Origin of the sequence: Mycobacterium bulgaricum, assembly GCF_041287165.2 — a bacterium.
Taxonomy (GTDB): domain Bacteria; phylum Actinomycetota; class Actinomycetes; order Mycobacteriales; family Mycobacteriaceae; genus Mycobacterium; species Mycobacterium bulgaricum.
The window spans coordinates 1,017,310-1,035,688 of sequence record NZ_JBGGKV020000001.1 but is presented as its reverse complement, the minus strand read 5'-3'; the positions used below and the strand labels follow the sequence as shown (position 1 = coordinate 1,035,688).

At 68.5% G+C, this 18,379-nt stretch carries 17 protein-coding genes and 1 riboswitch; of the genes, 9 read left to right on the top strand and 8 right to left on the bottom strand.

Translation table 11 applies throughout. The features are described 5' to 3' along the window. Nucleotide 1: 1 nt before the first annotated feature. Nucleotides 2-820, bottom strand: coding sequence for a DUF3027 domain-containing protein (locus tag ACAG24_RS05050; RefSeq protein WP_370471554.1), 819 nt, complete (start codon nucleotides 818-820; stop codon nucleotides 2-4). Nucleotides 821-899: 79 nt separating this feature from the next. Here ACAG24_RS05050 and ACAG24_RS05045 point away from each other — a divergent pair, with 79 nt between their 5' ends. Both ACAG24_RS05045 and ACAG24_RS05040 read left to right on the top strand, forming a co-directional pair. Further along, a complete protein-coding gene (locus ACAG24_RS05045) occupies nucleotides 900-2,603 on the top strand; it encodes an MFS transporter (RefSeq protein ID WP_370471553.1) in 1,704 nt (567 codons plus the stop codon). After that, a complete protein-coding gene (locus ACAG24_RS05040) occupies nucleotides 2,600-3,118 on the top strand; it encodes a DUF2771 domain-containing protein (protein WP_370471552.1) in 519 nt (172 codons plus the stop codon). The genes ACAG24_RS05045 and ACAG24_RS05040 overlap by 4 nt, the downstream gene beginning before the upstream one ends. Here the strand turns inward: ACAG24_RS05040 and ACAG24_RS05035 are convergent. After that, nucleotides 3,103-4,116 carry a glutathione S-transferase family protein gene (locus tag ACAG24_RS05035; protein ID WP_370471551.1) on the bottom strand — a complete coding sequence of 338 codons (1,014 nt, stop codon included), beginning with the start codon at nucleotides 4,114-4,116 and terminating at the stop codon, nucleotides 3,103-3,105. The two genes, ACAG24_RS05040 and ACAG24_RS05035, sit on opposite strands and share 16 nt — an antisense overlap. 128 nt (nucleotides 4,117-4,244) lie before the next feature. Here ACAG24_RS05035 and ACAG24_RS05030 point away from each other — a divergent pair, with 128 nt between their 5' ends. Further along, complete coding sequence (locus ACAG24_RS05030; protein WP_370471550.1) at nucleotides 4,245-5,108, top strand: PDDEXK-like endonuclease domain-containing protein; 864 nt, start codon at nucleotides 4,245-4,247, stop codon at nucleotides 5,106-5,108. Between the two features lie 51 nt (nucleotides 5,109-5,159). On the opposite strand, the gene ACAG24_RS05025 is transcribed toward ACAG24_RS05030, so the two are convergent. Further along, on the bottom strand, nucleotides 5,160-5,570 hold the full coding sequence (locus tag ACAG24_RS05025; protein WP_024445746.1) for a cold-shock protein: 411 nt from the start codon (nucleotides 5,568-5,570) through the stop codon (nucleotides 5,160-5,162). Between the two features lie 144 nt (nucleotides 5,571-5,714). On the opposite strand from ACAG24_RS05025, the gene ACAG24_RS05020 reads away from it, so the two are divergent. From ACAG24_RS05020 to ACAG24_RS05005, 4 genes are all read left to right on the top strand, one after another. Beyond that, nucleotides 5,715-6,122 (top strand): YccF domain-containing protein, encoded by a 408-nt coding sequence (locus ACAG24_RS05020; RefSeq protein WP_370471549.1) that lies wholly within the window; start codon nucleotides 5,715-5,717, stop codon nucleotides 6,120-6,122. Continuing rightward, on the top strand, nucleotides 6,119-7,180 hold the full coding sequence (moaA, locus tag ACAG24_RS05015) for a GTP 3',8-cyclase MoaA (protein WP_370471548.1): 1,062 nt from the start codon (nucleotides 6,119-6,121) through the stop codon (nucleotides 7,178-7,180). The genes ACAG24_RS05020 and moaA overlap by 4 nt, the downstream gene beginning before the upstream one ends. Nucleotides 7,181-7,183: 3 nt before the next feature. Continuing rightward, nucleotides 7,184-7,450 carry a MoaD/ThiS family protein gene (locus tag ACAG24_RS05010; protein WP_370471547.1) on the top strand — a complete coding sequence of 89 codons (267 nt, stop codon included), beginning with the start codon at nucleotides 7,184-7,186 and terminating at the stop codon, nucleotides 7,448-7,450. Between the two features lie 283 nt (nucleotides 7,451-7,733). After that, nucleotides 7,734-7,910, top strand: a riboswitch (cyclic di-AMP (ydaO/yuaA leader). 10 nt (nucleotides 7,911-7,920) lie between these two features. Further along, on the top strand, nucleotides 7,921-9,363 hold the full coding sequence (locus ACAG24_RS05005; RefSeq protein ID WP_370471546.1) for a transglycosylase family protein: 1,443 nt from the start codon (nucleotides 7,921-7,923) through the stop codon (nucleotides 9,361-9,363). A gap of 7 nt (nucleotides 9,364-9,370) precedes the next feature. Here ACAG24_RS05005 and ACAG24_RS05000 read toward each other — a convergent pair whose 3' ends face one another. Genes ACAG24_RS05000 through ACAG24_RS04985 form a run of 4 tightly spaced genes read right to left on the bottom strand, consistent with a single transcriptional unit; the run spans nucleotide 9,371 to nucleotide 10,945 of the window. Then, the gene (locus tag ACAG24_RS05000) at nucleotides 9,371-9,796 is read right to left on the bottom strand and encodes a molybdenum cofactor biosynthesis protein MoaE (protein WP_370471545.1); all 426 of its coding nucleotides are present in this window, start codon (nucleotides 9,794-9,796) and stop codon (nucleotides 9,371-9,373) included. Next, on the bottom strand, nucleotides 9,793-10,272 hold the full coding sequence (locus ACAG24_RS04995; protein ID WP_370471544.1) for a MogA/MoaB family molybdenum cofactor biosynthesis protein: 480 nt from the start codon (nucleotides 10,270-10,272) through the stop codon (nucleotides 9,793-9,795). The genes ACAG24_RS05000 and ACAG24_RS04995 overlap by 4 nt, the downstream gene beginning before the upstream one ends. Next, nucleotides 10,269-10,706, bottom strand: a complete 438-nt coding sequence (gene moaC / locus ACAG24_RS04990) for a cyclic pyranopterin monophosphate synthase MoaC (RefSeq protein WP_370471796.1) — start codon at nucleotides 10,704-10,706, stop codon at nucleotides 10,269-10,271. Before moaC ends, ACAG24_RS04995 begins: the two co-directional genes overlap by 4 nt. Nucleotides 10,707-10,753: 47 nt before the next feature. After that, complete coding sequence (locus tag ACAG24_RS04985; protein ID WP_370471543.1) at nucleotides 10,754-10,945, bottom strand: hypothetical protein; 192 nt, start codon at nucleotides 10,943-10,945, stop codon at nucleotides 10,754-10,756. 59 nt (nucleotides 10,946-11,004) lie between these two features. On the opposite strand from ACAG24_RS04985, the gene ACAG24_RS04980 reads away from it, so the two are divergent. Beyond that, a complete protein-coding gene (locus ACAG24_RS04980) occupies nucleotides 11,005-13,278 on the top strand; it encodes a helicase-associated domain-containing protein (protein WP_370471542.1) in 2,274 nt (757 codons plus the stop codon). Nucleotides 13,279-13,284: 6 nt separating this feature from the next. On the opposite strand, the gene ACAG24_RS04975 is transcribed toward ACAG24_RS04980, so the two are convergent. Further along, nucleotides 13,285-16,377 (bottom strand): hypothetical protein, encoded by a 3,093-nt coding sequence (locus ACAG24_RS04975; RefSeq protein WP_370471541.1) that lies wholly within the window; start codon nucleotides 16,375-16,377, stop codon nucleotides 13,285-13,287. 349 nt (nucleotides 16,378-16,726) lie between these two features. On the opposite strand from ACAG24_RS04975, the gene ACAG24_RS04970 reads away from it, so the two are divergent. Then, nucleotides 16,727-18,376, top strand: coding sequence for a DNA repair helicase XPB (locus ACAG24_RS04970; RefSeq protein WP_370471540.1), 1,650 nt, complete (start codon nucleotides 16,727-16,729; stop codon nucleotides 18,374-18,376). Nucleotides 18,377-18,379 lie beyond the last annotated feature (3 nt).

Here is an 18,379-nt window from a genome sequence, read left to right as displayed (position 1 = left end):
GTCAGGTGTCGGCGCGCTCGACCAGATCCAGGACGCCGTCGTCGTACGGATCGAACAGCGGCGAACCAGTGCCGGGCGCCGCGGGCGTGTCCGAATGCGCACCGCACCCGAACTCGGCGTCGACGACATGCCCGTCGGATGCGTACTCGTTCGCGCACACGCCGAACATCACACCGAGCGATCCGCCCAGCGGCAGGTAGAAGCCGCAGTCCCGGCACATCCGCCGCGTCGACCGCGCCATCGCGGAACCGGGACCGTGTTCACCGTCGTGCCAGCGCTGCGCCGCGTCGTTGCGTCCCCACAGGCTGAGCACCTGCCTGCGGCCGAGACCCACCTCCACCGCGACCTCGTCGATCTGCGGATCACCCGTCGCCGTGTAACCGGGCACCAGGCGCGGATCGTCCTGCGGCGGCGCGAGCAGGTCGCCCGGGCTGAGGTCGCCGGGACGCACCCGCTCCTCCCACGGGACCCACTTCGGCGCGAGCAGCGCGGTCGGACCCGGGACGAGGACGACCTCGCTGATGGTGGCGTGGGCGGCGCCCGGGCAGGCGGCGACGACCACGGCCCACTGCCAGCCCCGGTAACCGGGCATGTCGGCCAGGAACCGGTGGGTGGCGGCGGTCGGATCTTCGAAACCGGCGCCGAGATACTCGCCGACACTGTCCTCACCGCTGTACTCGACGATGGCTGCACGGGCCGCGTCCACGGCTCCCAGCAGCACCCCTTCGAGGTCGGGTGCGGGGGCGACGAACTCCGCAGCAGGCGCAGCCTCATCAGGCGTTTCACTCGCTGCCACGTCGTGCTGATCGGGTTCGGTCATACTGTCCATCGCCTCCAATCTTGCCTGAACCGCGGAAGGTCCAGCCACACCGGTCACCTGCGCGGCCACTGTCGGCCCCATGGGGGAGAATCGAGCGGTGACCGGACCGCGGCGAGATTCCCGGGACCCTGACGGTCAGCAGGGTGGACGCTACTACCCGCCGCGCCCACCTGCGGGAGAACACCCGGGGATGGCCAACTATCCGAGCGATCCGGAGATGCGGCCCGGCAACCGCCGTGCCGGACGGCCCTACTCGCCGAGCGACACCGGCAACCGCTGGCTCCCACCGCTCGACGACAACACCCGCCAGCGGGGCAACTCCTACGACCCTCCCCCGCGCCGCGATCCGGGCGGCGAGAAGGTGACGGTCACGCGCGCCGCCGCGCAGCGCAGCCGTGAGATGGGGTCGAAGGTCTACGGCATGGTGCACCGGGCCGCGACCGCCGACGGTGCCGACAAGTCGGGGCTCACGGCGCTGACATGGCCCGTGGTCGCGAACTTCGCCGTCGACGCGGCCATGGCGGTGGCACTGGCCAACACGCTGTTCTTCGCGGCGGCCTCCGGCGAGAGCAAGGGCAAGGTCGCGCTGTACCTGCTGATCACCATCGCCCCGTTCGCGGTGATCGCGCCGTTGATCGGGCCCGCGCTGGACCGGCTGCAGCATGGCAGGCGTGTGGCCCTGGCCGCGTCGTTCGCATTCCGCACAGTGCTCGCCCTCGTGCTGATCGCCAACTTCGACAGCGCCACCGGCAGCTTCCCGTCCTGGGTGCTCTATCCGTGCGCGCTCGGGATGATGGTGCTGTCCAAGTCTTTCTCGGTGCTCCGCAGCGCCGTCACGCCGCGCGTGCTGCCACCGACCATCGACCTGGTGCGGGTTAACTCCCGGCTGACCATGTTCGGATTGTTGGGCGGCACCATGGTCGGCGGCGGGATCGCGGCCGCGGCCGAGTACGGCTTCCAGCTGTTCCAGATGCCGGGAGCGCTGTACGTCGTGGTGGCCGTGACGGTGGGGGGCGCGGTGCTCGCGATGCGCATCCCCAAGTGGGTCGAGGTCACCGAGGGCGAGGTGCCCGCGACACTGAGCTATCACGGCCAGGGCGACGAGCTGCGCCACGAACCGCCCGGGCCCAAGCAGAAGGCACGCCAGCCGTTGGGGCGCAACATCATCGCGTCGTTGTGGGGCAACTGCACCGTCAAGGTGATGGTGGGATTCCTGTTCCTCTATCCGGCGTTCGTCGCGAAGGCTCACGATGCGAGCGGCTGGGAGCAGCTGCGCATCCTGGGCATGATCGGCGCCGCCGCGGCCGTCGGCAATTTCGGCGGCAACATGATCGCCGCGCGCCTCAAGCTCGGCCATCCGGCTCGGCTCGTCGTGCGCTGCGCGCTGGCGGTCACGGTGATGGCGCTCGCGGCTGCCCTGACGGGCAACCTGATGGTGGCCGCGGCGGCGACGTTCGTCACCTCCGGCGCCGCCGCGATCGCCAAGGCGTCGCTGGATGCATCCCTGCAGGACGATCTGCCCGAGGAATCGAGGGCCTCGGCGTTCGGCCGCTCGGAATCGCTGCTGCAGCTGGCGTGGGTCGCCGGTGGTGCCACCGGTGTGCTCATCTACACAGAGCTGTACGCGGGCTTCACCACGATCACCGCGATCCTGATCCTCGGACTGGCCCAGACGGTGCTGAGCTATCGTGGCGAGTCGCTGGTGCCGGGGTTCGGTGGGAACCGTCCCGTGCTGGCCGAACAGGAAGGCGTACGGACGGATGCGACGGTGACCCGCGAGTGAAACGTGTTGTCGCTGTTCTCGTGGCGGTGGCGCTGCTGTCGATGATCGGTACGGGTGTCCTCGTGTGGCAGCTGACCCGCGACCGTTCACCCCAGCTGCCCGAGGTCTCGGCGTTCTCCCACGGACACCTGACAAGGGTGGGCCCGTACCGCTTCTGCCAGGTACTCAACCCGACCGACTGCGTCGTCCCCGCCTCCCAAGGTGAGCTACCGGTGACCGGGCGTCACCCGGTTCAGCTGTCGATTCCGCAGAGCATCGCGCGAGCACCCTGGGTACTGCTACGGGCCTACGAGGATGACGACCTCATCGAGGAGTTCCGACCGGGCACCACGCTCGCGGTCACGATCCCGACCGTGGACGCGCAACGCGGCCGCCTCACCGGCATCGCAGTTCAACTGCCCACACTGGTGCGCGACGAAGCAGGCAACGAGTTCCCCGTGCCCCACGCCGAATGGTCGGTGCGCACGGTGTGGGACAAGTCAGAGGAGTATCCGGAGTCTCAGCCGGCTGAGTGAGTGTCGGGTACGCGCTCGCCTTCCAAGGTCGGACCGGGCGGCGTTCCGTCGCCGAAAGGTCTGCCGCCCAGCGCTTCTCGACCGTGCGGTGAGAGCCAGTTCGACAGGTCGGGCCCCTTCGGCACGACACCTGTGGGATTGATGTCGGAATGCACGATGTAGTAGTGCTGCTTGATCTGGATGAAGTCGGTGGTGTCGCCGAAGCCGGGCGTCTGGAAGAGATCGCGCGCATAGGCCCAGAGCACCGGCATCTCGGAGAGCTTGCTGCGGTTGGCCTTGAAATGTCCGTGATAGACGGGGTCGAACCGGGCCAGCGTCGTGAACAACCGGACGTCGGCCTCGGTGATGGTGTCCCCGACCAGGTATCGCTGATTCTCCAGCCGCTCCGACAGCCAGTCCAGGGCGGTGAAGAGCCGGTCGTAGGCCTTCTCGTACGCGTCTTGCGATCCGGCGAAGCCGCAGCGATACACCCCGTTGTTCACCTCGGTGTAGATGCGCTGGGCGACCTCGTCGATCTCGTCGCGCAGCGGTTCGGGGTAGAGCTGCGGCGCGCCGTCGCGGTGGTGGGCCGTCCACTCAAGGGAGAAGTCGAGCGTGATCTGAGGGAAGTCGTTGGTGACCACCTGACCCGTCGGGATGTCGACGATCGCCGGGACCGTCACGCCCTTCTCGTAGTCGGGGATGCGCTTGTTGTAGGCGTCGCGCAGGTAGTGGATGCCGAGCACCGGGTCAACGCCGTCGGGATCGAGGTCGAAGGTCCAGCTGCGCTCGTCATGCGTCGGCCCGCAGAAGCCAATGGAGAGAACGTCTTCCAGTCCGAGCAGGCGCCGCACGATGATCGTGCGGTTGGCCCATGGGCACGCCCTGGCCACCACCAGGCGGTAGCGGCCCGGCTCGACGGGGTAGCCGTCACGCCCGTCGGCGGTGATGCGGGTGGTGATGTAGTTGGTGTCCCGATTGAACTCCCCGCCGGAATTCTTGCTCGCCACATAGCTCATGGGTCATTTGTACCCGCGCGAATCTGTACTTATGGCGGCGCTTTCGCCGAGATCTCCACCGCGAGCTCAGATTGGACGAAGGGGAACCGTCGGAATGGTGGCGGCGTCCTACCGACGTGGATTTCCTCGTGGGTTCTGAGGCGGTCGCTGCCGGTCTGGTGACGCGGCACGAGCTGAGGACGCGGTTCGTCCCCGTCTACCGCAATGTCTACGTCGCAATGGGGCGTACCTTGACGGCCGCTGACCGGGCCGGGGCCGCCTGGCTGTGGTCGCGGCGCCAGGCGATCGTCGCCGGTACGTCGGCCGCTGCATGGCACGGCTCGTTGTGGATCGACGACCGTCTACCTGCCGAGCTCATACAGCCCAGCCAGCACAAGACGAAGGGCATCGTCCTGCACAGCGAGCAACTCGACGACGACGAGGTCGTCTGCCTCCGGGGCCTGCGGGTGACGAGCCCCGCGAGGACGGCGTATGACCTCGGTCGCCGAGCGGGATTGACGCTCGCCGTGGTTCGGCTCGACGCGTTGATGAGGGCCACAAGTGTGACCGCGGATGACGTCCGGGTTCTCGCCGAGAGGCACGGCGGCGCCCGGGGCATCGTCCAGCTGCGGAGGTCGCTCGCGCTTGCCGACGCGGGCGCAGAGTCCCCGCAGGAAACCCGCACACGACTTCTTCTGACGAGGGCCGGTCTACCGCCCGAGCACACACAGATCGACGTCTCCGACCGCGACGGCCACCACGTCGCGCGCGTCGACATGGGCTGGAAGACCTGGAAAGTCGGCGTCGAGTACGACGGAACACAGCACTGGAGCGATCCGCGGCAACGAGCCCGCGACATCGACCGTCAGGCCGAACTGGAGGCGCTCGGATGGCACATCGTGCGCGTCAGTGCGGGCATCCTCCGAGACCGCCCGGCCACCATCGCAGCACGAGTCTGGCACGCATTACGAGCCGCGGGCGCACCGATACCGGCGCCGAATCTGAACTTTTGAGCGCTGTTTCGCCGGAATCACGACCACAAGCTCAGATTCGGCGCAGAAGAACTACGCGTCGAGCTCCCGTGCGACGGCCTTGACCACCTCGGACACCCGGCGGGCGACCTTGCGGTCGGGGTACTTGCCCTTGCGGAGCTCGGGCTGCACCGCGCCTTCGAGCAGCGTGATCATGTCCTCGACCATGCCGTGCAGCTCGTCGGGTGTGTGCTTGTGCTCGACGGTCGCCGCTTCCCTCCGGTTGCGGCTCACGCTGGGCGGCGGGTCGATCAGCTTCACCTGCAACGCCTGCGGACCCCGCCGGCCGGCCGCCACGCCGAACTCGACCCGCTGTCCCGCCTTCAGACCTTCGACACCCGCGGGCAACGCCGAGGACCGCACGTAGACGTCTTCGCCCTCCTCCTGTGAGAGGAACCCGAAGCCCTTCTCGGCGTCGTACCACTTCACCCGGCCGGTCGGCACTGGTCTCACCTGCTGTCTGTCTAAAGTCGGGTACATAAAGTAAGCGCCCCCGCCGGGACGCGTCCTGGGAGATCCTACTCGGACGGCGCTACGGCCAGCATCCCCTTATGTCGGTAGGCTGCAGGTCACCGCTGGAGGAAGAAAATGCGACTGATCCTGAACGTCATATGGCTGATCTTCGGCGGCCTGTGGCTGGCGCTCGGCTATGTCCTGGCAGCGCTGATCTGCTTCGTGCTGATCATCACGATCCCGTTCGGTTTCGCCTCGCTGCGCATCGCGGCGTACGCGCTGTGGCCGTTCGGCCGCACCATCGTCGAAAAGCCCGGGCCCCGCCCCGGCGCGCTGGTCGGCAACGTCATCTGGGTGATCGTCGCAGGCGTCTGGCTGGCGATCGGACACATCACGACGGCCATCGCGATGGCAATAACCATCGTTGGGATCCCTCTGGCGTTGGCGAACCTCAAACTGATCCCTGTGTCGTTGATGCCTCTCGGCAAAGAGATCGTCCCGGTGGGCGAGGCACACGGTCGCGTGGTCGGAACCGTGCCGTGACCGTCGTGGCCCTTGGGGTGCCCACGGTCCAGCGCCCCGCGACCCCCGCGCCGATGTCCGGACCGCTGGTCGACACGTTCGGCCGCGTCGCGACCGATTTGCGCGTCTCGCTGACCGACCTCTGCAATCTGCGCTGCACCTATTGCATGCCCGCCGAGGGGCTCGACTGGCTGCCGCGCGACGCGAAACTCAGTTCCGACGAGCTGATCCGCCTGCTCCGCATCGCGGTCACCCGGCTGGGCATCACGAGCGTTCGGTTCACCGGGGGTGAGCCACTGGTCGTCCCCCATCTGGAGGACGTCATCGCGGCGACGTCGGCGTTGACGCCGCGTCCCGAGATCACGTTGACGACCAACGGCATCGGCCTGGCCAAGCGTGCGGCCGGGCTCAAGCGCGCGGGGCTGAATCGCATCAACGTCTCCCTCGACACCGTCGACCCCGCCCGGTTCGCGGCCATCACCCGGCGCGACCGAATCGACGATGTCTTCGCGGGTCTGCGCGCGGCCAAGGACGCGGGTTTGCACCCGGTGAAGGTCAACGCCGTCCTCGACCCCGCCTCTGGCCTGGAGGACGCGGTCGCGCTGCTGCGGTTCTGCCTCGACCACGGGTATCAACTTCGCATCATCGAGCAGATGCCGCTCGATGCGGGCCATTCCTGGCAACGGGACCGAGCGCTGAGCGCCGACGACATCCTGCGGGCGCTGCAGCGGCACTTCACGCTCTCGCCTGACCCCACGCCGCGCGGCTCCGCCCCCGCAGAGCTGTGGCGGGTGCACGACGGCGCCCGCGTCGCCGGGCTCGTCGGGATCATCGCGTCCGTGTCGCACGCTTTCTGCGCGACGTGTGACCGCAGCAGGCTCACCGCCGACGGGCAGATCCGCAATTGCCTGTTCGCGCGCGACGAGACCGACCTGCGGAAGCTGCTGCGGTCGGGCGCCGACGACGCCGCTCTCGAGGCCGCCTGGCGTGCCGCCATGTGGGCCAAGGCCGCGGGCCACGGCATCAACGATCCCGACTTCGTGCAGCCGGACCGTCCCATGAGCGCCATCGGGGGCTGACAGATGACCGCAGACATCCGCGTGCGCGTCCTCGTGCGCTTCTTCGCGGCGGCACGTGCGGCGGCTGGCGTGGAGTCCGAGACGGTCGACCTGCCTGCCGGGGCCACCGTGGACGATCTCGTGGCGGTCCTCAAAGCGCGGGACGCGGCTCTGGCCTCGGTGCTCTCCCGGTGTTCGTATCTGCGCGACGGGGTCGCGGTGCGGGACTTGACCGTTGCGCTCGATGACGCGCAGACGATCGATGTTTTGCCCCCCTTCGCCGGCGGGTAATGGGCTTGTCGCTCCAACCTATTCCGTGATTTGCATCACATCACGGAATGATCACGGGATGGCTACGGCGAGGTTGAGGCGCCGGGCACCTGCAGGAATAACGGACGCTCCTGGTCTTTTAGAGTTTTTTTAGTATTTGCCCCCGCCGGAGACACGGCCTGGAGCAAAAGTCGACGGCACCCAAACGAGCCGTTACGGTTTTGAACCAGGCCAATCGACCCCCACATTCCGATCGGCCCGCCGCACCACCAATCGCGCCGAGCTCCATCCGTTGGTGTGCGGGGACAACGAGACACCACCTGGATGGAGGCGGGGGACCCACTGGTCCACCGAACTAGGGAGACCTGGAACCGATTCGGTTCCTTGGGGTGAAGCCGTCGTCGTTGCGACGAAGACGGCCGGGCAACCTCTCCAGCCCGAACCCGACAGCTGACCTCGCGGGCGCTTTCAGAGAGGAACCACGCGCACTTATGAGTGGACGGCACCGCAAGCCCGCTTCATCTGCCAAGAACGTCGCCAAGATCGCGTTCACCGGCGCAGTCATCGGAGGCGGAAGCCTCGCCCTCGCCGGCCAGGCTGGTGCAGCCACCGACGGTGAGTGGGACCAGGTCGCCAGCTGCGAGTCCGGCGGCAACTGGGCCATCAACACCGGCAACGGCTACCACGGCGGGCTGCAGTTCTCACCGAGCACGTGGTCGGGCCACGGTGGCGGCGAATTCGCGCCCTCGGCCTACCTCGCCACCAAGGAAGAGCAGATCGCGGTCGCCGAACGCGTCTTGGCGTCGCAGGGCAAGGGGGCCTGGCCGTCGTGCGGCGGGCCGCTCTCTGCCGCAACGCCACGCAACGTCGTGGACGAGCCCCCTGCCCCTGCGCCGTTCGATCCGCTCGGCCTCAACGCTCTGCTGCCGCCGCCTCCGCCGGCCCCGTTCAATCCTTTCGCACCGCCGCCGCCTCCGCCGGCCCCCGCGCCGTTCGACGCGATGGCCGCGCCCGCTCCGCTTCCTCCGGCGCCGCCCGCACCCGCGCCGCCCGCCCCGGTCGACATGCTCGCCGCCCCCGCGCCGCTGCCTCCGGCACCGGAGGTCGTGCCCCCGGCACCCCTGCCCCCGGCTCCGCCCGCTCCCGCGCCGTTCGACGCGTTGGCCGCGCCCGCTCCTGCGCCGCTGCCGGCCGCTCCGGAGGCGCTGCCTCCGGCCCCGCTGCCCGCCCCTCCGGCTCCCGCCCCGTTCGACGCCCTCTCGGCGCCCGCGCCCATCGATCCCGTCGCGGCCCCGGTCCCGGTGCCCGAACCCGCGATCGACGTCGCCGGCATCGCGCCCGCGCCGCAGAGCGCGGTCATCGCCGCCGCCAACTGGGATGCGGCGCCTGCGCCGGCACCCGGCGAGCCCCAGACCTGGTCGCTCGGCGTCGACGCTCCGCTGCAGCCCGCTCCGGTCGTTCCGCCGGCACCGCCGGCCCCGGCACCTGCTCCGGTCGCCGCCGCGCCCGCCCCGGATCCGCTGGCACCTATGGCCAACGCACCCGTCCCGGCCCCGGCTTACGACATCGCCAACCAGGCGATCTCCGGGGAGCTTCCGGCGCCCGCCGAGATTCCGCATCTCGCCAGCCCGGAGAACCTTCCCCCCGGTGCGGCTCTGACTCCTCAGGGCCCGCAGCAGAGTGCGAACGTCACGTACCTCAAGGAGATCTGGCACGCGATCCGCACTCAGGAGATCTCGGGCTCGGACGCGCTGCTCGCGCTGACCCAGCGGCCGATGACGGCTACCGGCGGTGGACCGGCACCCATGGCCCCGGTCGGGCCCGCCCCAGCGGCGGACGCAGGTGCTCCGGCCCCGATGGCAGCCCCGGCTCCGCTTCCGGCGCCGGGCCCGGTGGCCGCCCCGGCTCCCGCCCCGGTGGTGCCTCCCGCCTGACGGGCGGCTAGGCCGAGTTGACCCATTCGTCGGTGCCGTCGGCGAAGAACTGATGCTTCCAGATCGGTAGCCGCTCCTTGACGCGGTCGACCAGCCGGGCGCAGGTCTCGAAGGCCGCGCCGCGGTGGTCCGCCGCGACGGCGGCGACGAGGGCGGCATCGCCGATGTGCAGGACACCCACCCGGTGACTGACGGCGATCGCCCGGATGCCGTGGGACTCCGCGGCGACCTCTGCGACGACGTCGGCGAGCGTCTGCTCTGCGGTCGGGTGCGAGGAGTATTCGAGTCGCGTGACCGTCCGGCCGCCGTCGTGGTCGCGCACCACGCCGGCGAACGCCACGACTGCTCCGGCCGATTCGTGGGCGACGAGGCTCTCGTGTTCGGTCGAATCGATGGGCTGGTCGGTGAGTGCTGCGCGCACGACGACTGTCATCGCGAGTGGTCCCTGCCTTGCAGTTGATCGAGTGCGTGGTCGAGGACGTCGGCCAGCACGCCGAGGCCGTCCCTCACGCCGCCGAGTGAGCCGGGGAGGTTCACGACGAGGGTCCGGCCCGCGACCCCGCAGATCCCCCGCGACAGCACAGACGTGGGCACCTTCGGTAGACCGGAACGCCGGATCGCGTCAGCCAGGCCGGGGATCTCGTAATCGAGCACCGCGGCCGTGATCTGAGGTGTCGCGTCGGTGGGCGAGATGCCGGTGCCACCCGAGGTGAGAATGACGTCGGGTCGGTCGCGCAGCGCAGCGGTCAGGGCTGCGGCGACAGGGGGCCCGTCGGCGACGACAACGGGCGCGGGGGCAGAGATATCCTGCCCGGCGAGCCAGTCGACGAGGACGGGGCCGCACTTGTCCTCGTACACACCGCTGGAGGCGCGGGTGGACGCGACGATCACGACCCCGGAGCGGGTCACCGCGTCCACGTCCCCGTCTTGCCGCCTTCCTTGTGGACGACGCGGATGCCGTCGATGCTGGCTGCCCGGTCGACAGCCTTGATCATGTCGTAGACCGTCAGCGCGGCAACGCTGACGGCGGTGAGTGCCTCCATCTCGACGCCGGTGCGGTCGGTGGTGCGCACGGTGGCGGTGATCGCGACGGCGCCGGGGTGCTGGTCACCGCCGACGGCGAACTCGATGTCGACGCCGGTGACGGCCAGCGGGTGACACAGCGGGATGAGGTCGCTGGTCCGCTTGGCGGCCATGATCCCGGCGACGCGCGCGGTGGCCAGGGCGTCGCCCTTCGGCAGCCCGTTGGCGCTGATCATCGCGACGACGTCGGGGCGGGTGTGCACGGTGCCCTCGGCGGTTGCCACCCGTTTGGTGGCGTCCTTGGCCGTGACGTCGACCATGTGGGCCGCGCCGGTCTCGTCGAGATGCGAGAGGCGGTCGGGCACCGCTACTTGTTGACGACTGTGACTGATTGGATGAAGGGCAGTTCTTCGGCGGGCAGCGGGAACGTGACGTCGCCGAAAGGGGACAGCGCCCCGGTGCGGTCGGCGGCCAGTTCGCTGACCGCGTGATCGTCGGCATCGGTCGTCGGCCAACCCGGATCGACGTATCGGTTCTTCTTGTCATCAGCCACCCACACATTGTGGCAGGCCGATCGGCGGCTGGCGAGGTCGGGAGGCTCCTTTACGCTGGTCAGCAATGAGCTCGAGAGCGAAGGCACCAGGCGTGCCGTTGGCCGCCTGGCTGGCGGACTCCGATGACGAGCAGCTGATCCGGCTGCTTCGTCTGCGGCCTGACCTCACCCAGCCGCCTCCTGGCAGCATCGCGGCCCTGGCCGCGCGCGCCGCTGCCCGCCAATCTGTGAAGGCGGCCACCGATGACCTCGACTTCCTGCATATGGCGGTGCTCGACGCTCTGCTGACGCTGCACGCTGAGACGACGACCGCGACGTTCGCCGAATTGGCGGAGGTCCTGGGTGAGCGCGCCGAGGACTCCGAGGTGCGCGGCGCCGTCGACGACCTGTGCGCGCGGGCGCTGGTCTGGGGCGATGTGACCGGCGAGGGAGCGCTGCGGGTTGCCGCCGAGGTCGCCTCCAGCCTGCCGTGGTATCCGGGCCAGGCGACGTCGGAGAGCGCGGCGCTGTCGAGCACCGATGTCACGCAGTCCTTGGAGTCCCTCGACGACGCGGCTCGGGATCTCCTGGACAAACTGCTGGAGGGTTCACCGGTCGGCCGGACCCGCGACGCGATGCCGGGGACACCGCCCGACCGGCCGGTGCCGCGGCTGCTTGCAGCGGGGCTGTTGCGCAGGATCGACGACGAGACCGTCATCCTGCCGCGCCTTGTCGGTCAGGTGCTGCGCGGGGAGACCCCGGGCCCGGTGAGCCTGTCCAAGCCCGACCCGACCGTGACCACGACGAAGACCGCCGACGTCGACGCCGTCGCGGCGGGCGCCGCGATCGACCTCCTGCGCGAAGTCGAGGTGGTCCTCGAAACCCTGAGCAGCGCACCGGTTCCCGAACTCCGCAGTGGAGGTCTCGGGATCCGCGAGGTCAAACGATTGACGAAGGTCACCGGGATCGAGGAGCGCCGCCTCGGCCTGATCCTGGAGGTGGCGGCGGCTTCCGGCCTGATCGCGCCGGGCATCCCGGAACCGGACCCGTCCGACACCGTGGGGTCGGCCTGGGCGCCCACGGTCAACGCCGACCGCTTCGTCGAGTCGCCGTCGGCGGCCAAGTGGCAACTACTTCTCACCGCCTGGCTCGATCTCCCCGGGCGCCCGAGCCTGGTCGGAGCACGCGGTCCGGACGGCAAACCCTATGCGGCGCTGTCAGATTCGTTGTTCTCCACGGCGGCGCCGCTGGACCGCCGGCTCCTGCTCGACACCTTGGCGGCATTGCCGCCCGGCTCCGGCGTCGACGCCGACAGCGCGTCGGCGGCGATGGTGTGGAATCGGCCCCGATGGGCGGTGCGGCTGCAGCGCGAACCGGTCGCCGACTTGCTCACCGAAGCCCACGCGATGGGGGCCGTCGGTCGCGGCGCGATCGCGACCCCGATCCGACGACTGCTTGCCGGCGACGCGGACGACGTCGTTGTCGCCGCCATGGAGAAAGCGCTGCCCGCCCCGATCGACCACTTCCTGCTCCAGGCGGACCTGACCGTCATCGTTCCGGGTCCGCTGGAACGAGCGCTGGCCGAGCAACTCGCGGCCGTCGCCAATGTGGAATCGGCGGGCGCAGCCATGGTGTACCGCATCGACGAGGCGTCGGTCCGGCGCGCCCTCGACACCGGCAAGACCGCGGGCGAGCTGCACGCCCTGTTCACCCGCCACTCGAAAACCCCTGTACCGCAAGCACTCACGTACCTGATCGACGACGTCGCGCGGCGCCACGGGCAGTTGCGCGTTGGGATGGCGTCGTCGTTCGTACGCTGCGAGGACGCGGCTCTGTTGGCTCAGGCAGTGGCGGCCCCGGCGACCGAAGCGGTCGAACTGCGGTTGCTGGCACCCACCGTCGCGGTGTCGCAGGCGCCCATCTCCGAGGTGCTCAACGCGTTACGGGCCGCCGGCTTCGCGCCCGCTGCCGAGGATGCCACGGGCACGATCGTCGACCTGCGTGTCCGGGGCGCCCGGGTGCCGGTGCCGGGTCGTCGTCGCGGGTACCGGCACAATCCGGTGCCGACCGATCAGACCCTGGCCGCGATCGTCGCCGTTCTCCGCAAGGTCGCCTCCGTACCGTCGTCCGGACTTCGGCTGGATCCGGCCGTCGCGATCACAGAACTGCAGCAGGCCGCCTACCTCCAGGAGTCGGTCGTCATCGGCTACGTCGACCCTGCCGGCGTGGCCACCCAGCGGGTGGTGTCCCCCATCAACGTGCGGGGTGGACAGCTGACGGCCTACGATCCGGCGTCGGGCCGGGTCCGCGAATTCGCCATCCACCGTGTCACGTCAGTGGTTTCGGCCGACTCGAAGTAGTTCCGGTCAGCGGAACACCGTGACGGCGACGACGCCGGGCAGAAGGTTGGTGGCGTTCGTGTCGTCGGTGACGTAAACCGACAGCGTCCTGGTGACGCCGAGCACTTCGAGCAGCCCGCCGCCGTATCTGGTGGCCTTGAACGTGACGGCTTCCAGTGCCTGCTTGTACTGCGCGACGGTGGCGGTTCCGCTCAGTGTCAGCTCACCCGTTGCGGCGTTGTAGGCCGCGGTCACCGGATTTCCGCCGATCGGCGCGAAGGCCAAGGTGTCGCCGGTCGTGAACCGATCGGTGATCTTGACCGATGCTCCGCGGAGCATCGCCGAGTCGGTGTCCACGATCGTCGCGAGAGTGATGGGCTTCACGGTGTCACCGACCTTGGGGAAATCCAGCGCCGCGAGACCCAACGTCACCACCGTGGGCCGGTCAGGATTCTTCACCAATGCCGTTGTCACGCCGGGCACCAACGCGTTCAGTCCCGAGTCGTCGATGATGTTGATGGTCAGCGTCCTCGGTAGGCCGGCGCCACCGGTCGCGGAGAACGTCACCGTCTGTAGCGCAGCCTCGTACTCCTCGACCGAGGCGGTGCCGGTCAGGGTCAGGGTGTCGGTTCCGTTCCACGACGCGCTGATCGCGCTACCGGGCGCGGCGGTGAAGCTGAGCTTGTCCCCCGCCTGTCGGCCCACCCCGAGCGCCACGACGGCCCCGGTCAGCACGGTCGAGTCCAGGTCGGCGATGGTGACCACCGGCGCCACGACGGAGCCGGCTCCACCGATGGTGTGTGTCGCGGGAAGCGGCGGTGTGACGATCGTCGGCCGCAGCGGCAGAACGGAATTCGCGAACACGATGCCCGGAGCCGGATTCGTGTCGCCATCCCCTTCGGTGACAGTGATGGTGACAGTGCGAGGCAGGCCCAGCTGCGAGGCGCTGAAGGTGATGGCCTGCAGCGCCTGCTGATACTGGGCGACGGTCCCCGTGCCGGAGAGGGTGATGGTCCAGTCGTTGGTCTGCGTGATGGTGACGGGATTGCCTGCCACCGTGGTGAATCCGAGCTTGTCTCCTGCGGCGCGATTCAGTCCGATCGTGACCACCGCTCCGTCGAGCTGGCCATCGTCGGCGTTCGTGATCACGACCGAGGACAGCAGCTTCACCGGCGGCTTGCCGATCGTGTGGACGGGTAGTCCGACCGGTGTGACGATGAGCGGCAACTCTGCACTTATTCCGGGCAGCACCGTCGCGGCGACCAGGGCGGGCACGAGGCTGTCCACATCGTCGGCGTCGGTCAGGGTGATCTCGACCGTCCGCGCCGGGAGACCGAGTTGCGTCGCGCTGAAGGTGATTGCTTTGAGCGCGGTTTCGTAATCGGCTGTGGAGGCCACTCCGGACAGAACGACCGTCCAGTCGTTGACGTAGGTGACGACGATGTCGACACCGGCAGGCACCTCGTAGCCCAACCTGTCGCCCGTCGATCGCGTCACCTCGCTGATCTTGATGACGGCCTGCTTCAGCGATGACGAGTCCAGATCCGCGATCTCGGCAACCGAGAGGAGCTTCACAGGGTTGCCGCCGAGGAAGTACGGCAGACCCCCGACCGCCACCACGGAGGGCGGTGCGTCCAGCGGCAGCCCGGGCAGCACGACCGTGGCCACAAAGGCGGGGACGACGTTGGCGAGCCCGTGCTCGTCGGTGATGGAGAGGTCCACGGTGCGCGCGAGCAGACCAAGGTCTGTTGTGCTGAAAGTAATTGCGCGCAGCGCCTTTTCGTAGTCAGCCTGGGTGGCTTCGCCGCTCAACTTGAGCGTGTACTCATTGACCTGTTCGACGTCGATGGTGACACCGTTCGGCGCCACGTATCGCAGCTGGTCACCGTCTTGACGACCCACACCGATCGTGACGGTGGCTTCCTTCATCAGCGGCGAGTCGACGTCGACGATCGTCGCCGTCGACAGCAGCGCAACGGGGTCGCTGCCGATCAGGTACGGCAAGCCGCCGGTGACGACGAGGGCAGGTGCCGTCTGCAGCACGGGTTTGGCGGTGAATTCGATTGTCTGCGTGTAGTTGTCGCGCTGCGCGAGGCCGAAGATGCGTGCGATCGAGTGCAACACACCTTGAATGGTGCCGAGGACCCCCGTCAGGTGCTCGGAATCGTCGCGGATGATGATGTCGAACTTGACCGGGACCTCGTCGCCGATGACCGGCACTGTGGGGGTGTAGACGAACGTGCCCGTGAGTGGTTCGCGGAACACCAAACCGCCCTGAGGCTGGATGATCTCGTAGGTCAGTGGATCGCCGTTCGGATCGTAGGCGTCGATGGTGATGAGCGTCTGCCCTGTCAGGATCTGCTCGGTCGCCACCTCGCGGACCACCGGGGTTTTGTTGAAGAAGGTATGGGTGATCAGGCGACGAACCCAGGCCAGCACCCCGTCAGTCACCGGGGACGGTGCTGGGAGATCCGGATCCGCTAGGGGTGCAACGACGTTGGCGACCACAGCATTGAGCACGTTCGCCGAGGCGACTTCGTCGGCGGCGGGGGCGTTCAGCTCGACGGGCTCGGTGGCGTCAGCGGCCGTGCGCTTCGTCGTCTGTCGTGTCACCGCGCTCGCGGCGCCGGGTGCGTCGGCGTCCGTCGCGGAGTCGTCGTCGTCCTCGGCGGTCAGCTCGGCGGCCTCGTCCTCGTCGACGAGCTGGGCCGCTTCGTCCTCGGCGTCCTCGTCGTCGTCGAGGTCACCTGCGTCGGACTCCTCGGATGCGTCCTCCTCGCCGGCGGTGTCCGTTTGGCCGTCGGCGTTCGTCCCGCCCGTCTCGTTCTGCGTTCCCTCGGATTCGGACGACGAGTCCGCGTCAGCGGATGCGCTGGATGAACCGGTGTCGGTTTCGGCCGCAGCCGTGCCGGTGGCCGAGTTGGCGATCGCCATGCCGATGCCGAGTGAGACGGCGAGCGCGCCGACCCGGCCGACGTGGAGGGCATACCGGGATTCGCCCCTTCGTGCATGCCGGGGCGGGCCCGAGCCCTCGGGCGTGCACAGGTCCCTGGCTGACCAGAACCTTCGGTCGTCGCTGGTTACGTCCGCGATCCGGTGACGAGCTGGACGTTCCTTCATGCTGCGACCTCCGTGTTGATGTCCCCACACCCGGCGCTGCGACGGGATTCGCCACAGGCGCAAAATGACACTAGAGCAAAATAGTGATGGGTGTCACAGCAACGCAAGTCCCCTCTGCGACGAGTGCGGTACAGCAAACGAATAAGTCAGCTTGTACAGCGATATTGTCCGTGCGGCGAACACGTGACGCTACCGCAAACGCGCGGAGTCCCGACGACGACACCTTCCGGCGGCGGACTTCCGCAATGCGCGCTGCGGCGTCGCGAGCAGCGCCGACGGCGTGCACGTCGGACGGACCTGAATAATGGGAAAACGTGACTTTTCGCGAGAGAACAGGGCGGGACAGAGCGTGACCGACGGCCCTTTGATCGTGCAGTCCGACAAGACGGTACTGCTCGAAGTCGACCACGAACAGGCCGGCGCCGCACGTGCGGCGATCGCTCCGTTCGCCGAGTTGGAGCGTGCGCCCGAGCACGTGCACACGTATCGGATCACCCCGCTCGCGCTGTGGAACGCCCGCGCGGCCGGGCACGACGCCGAGCAGGTGGTCGACGCCCTTGTCTCGTTCTCCCGCTACGCCGTTCCCCAGCCCCTGCTGGTCGACATCGTCGACACGATGGCGCGCTACGGGCGTCTGCAGCTGGTCAAGCATCCCGCGCACGGCCTGACGCTGGTCAGTTTCGATCGTGCCGTGCTGGAAGAGGTGCTCCGCAACAAGAAGATCAGTCCGATGCTGGGCGCCAGGATCGACGACGACACCGTCATCGTTCACAACAGCGAGCGCGGCCGCGTCAAGCAGATGCTGCTCAAGATCGGCTGGCCGGCCGAGGATCTCGCGGGATACGTCGACGGCGAGAAGCATCCGATCGACCTTGCACAGGACGGATGGCATCTGCGGGACTACCAGCAGATGGCTGCCGATTCGTTCTGGGACGGCGGTTCCGGTGTGGTGGTGCTGCCGTGCGGTGCCGGTAAGACGCTGGTCGGTGCTGCGGCGATGGCCAAGGCCGGCGCGACGACGCTGATCCTCGTGACCAACACCGTTGCCGGTCGTCAGTGGAAGCGGGAGCTGATCGCGCGGACGTCGTTGACGGAGAACGAAATCGGCGAGTACTCGGGTGAGCGCAAGGAGATACGTCCGGTCACCATCGCCACGTATCAGGTCATCACGCGACGCACCAAAGGCGAGTACAAGCATCTCGAGCTGTTCGACAGCCGCGACTGGGGCCTGATCATCTACGACGAGGTGCACCTGCTGCCGGCGCCGGTGTTCCGGATGACGGCCGATCTCCAGTCACGACGCCGGCTCGGATTGACGGCGACGCTGATCCGGGAGGACGGTCGCGAGGGCGACGTCTTCTCGCTGATCGGCCCGAAGCGCTATGACGCGCCGTGGAAGGACATCGAGGCGCAGGGCTGGATCGCGCCGGCTGAGTGCGTGGAAGTTCGCGTCACGATGACCGACAACGAGCGAATGCTGTACGCAACGGCCGAACCGGAGGAGCGCTACAAGTTGTGCGCCACGGCGCACACCAAGATCGCGGTGGTGAAATCGATCCTGGATCGTCATCCCGACGAGCCCACACTGGTGATCGGCGCGTACCTCGACCAGCTCGACGAGCTGGGCACCGAACTGGACGCCCCGGTGATCCAGGGGTCGACGAAAACCGCTGAGCGCGAAGAACTGTTCGACAAGTTCCGAAGCGGTGAGATTAGAACGCTGGTGGTCTCGAAGGTCGCGAACTTCTCCATCGATCTCCCGGAAGCCAGTGTGGCTGTGCAGGTCTCGGGGACTTTCGGGTCACGCCAGGAGGAGGCACAGCGGCTGGGCCGGCTGCTGCGCCCGAAGGCCGACGGCGGCGGCGCGGTGTTCTACTCCGTCGTGTCCCGCGACAGCCTCGATGCCGAATACGCCGCGCACCGCCAGCGATTCCTGGCCGAGCAGGGCTACGGATACGTCATCAAGGATGCCGACGACCTGCTCGGGCCGGCGATCTAGGAG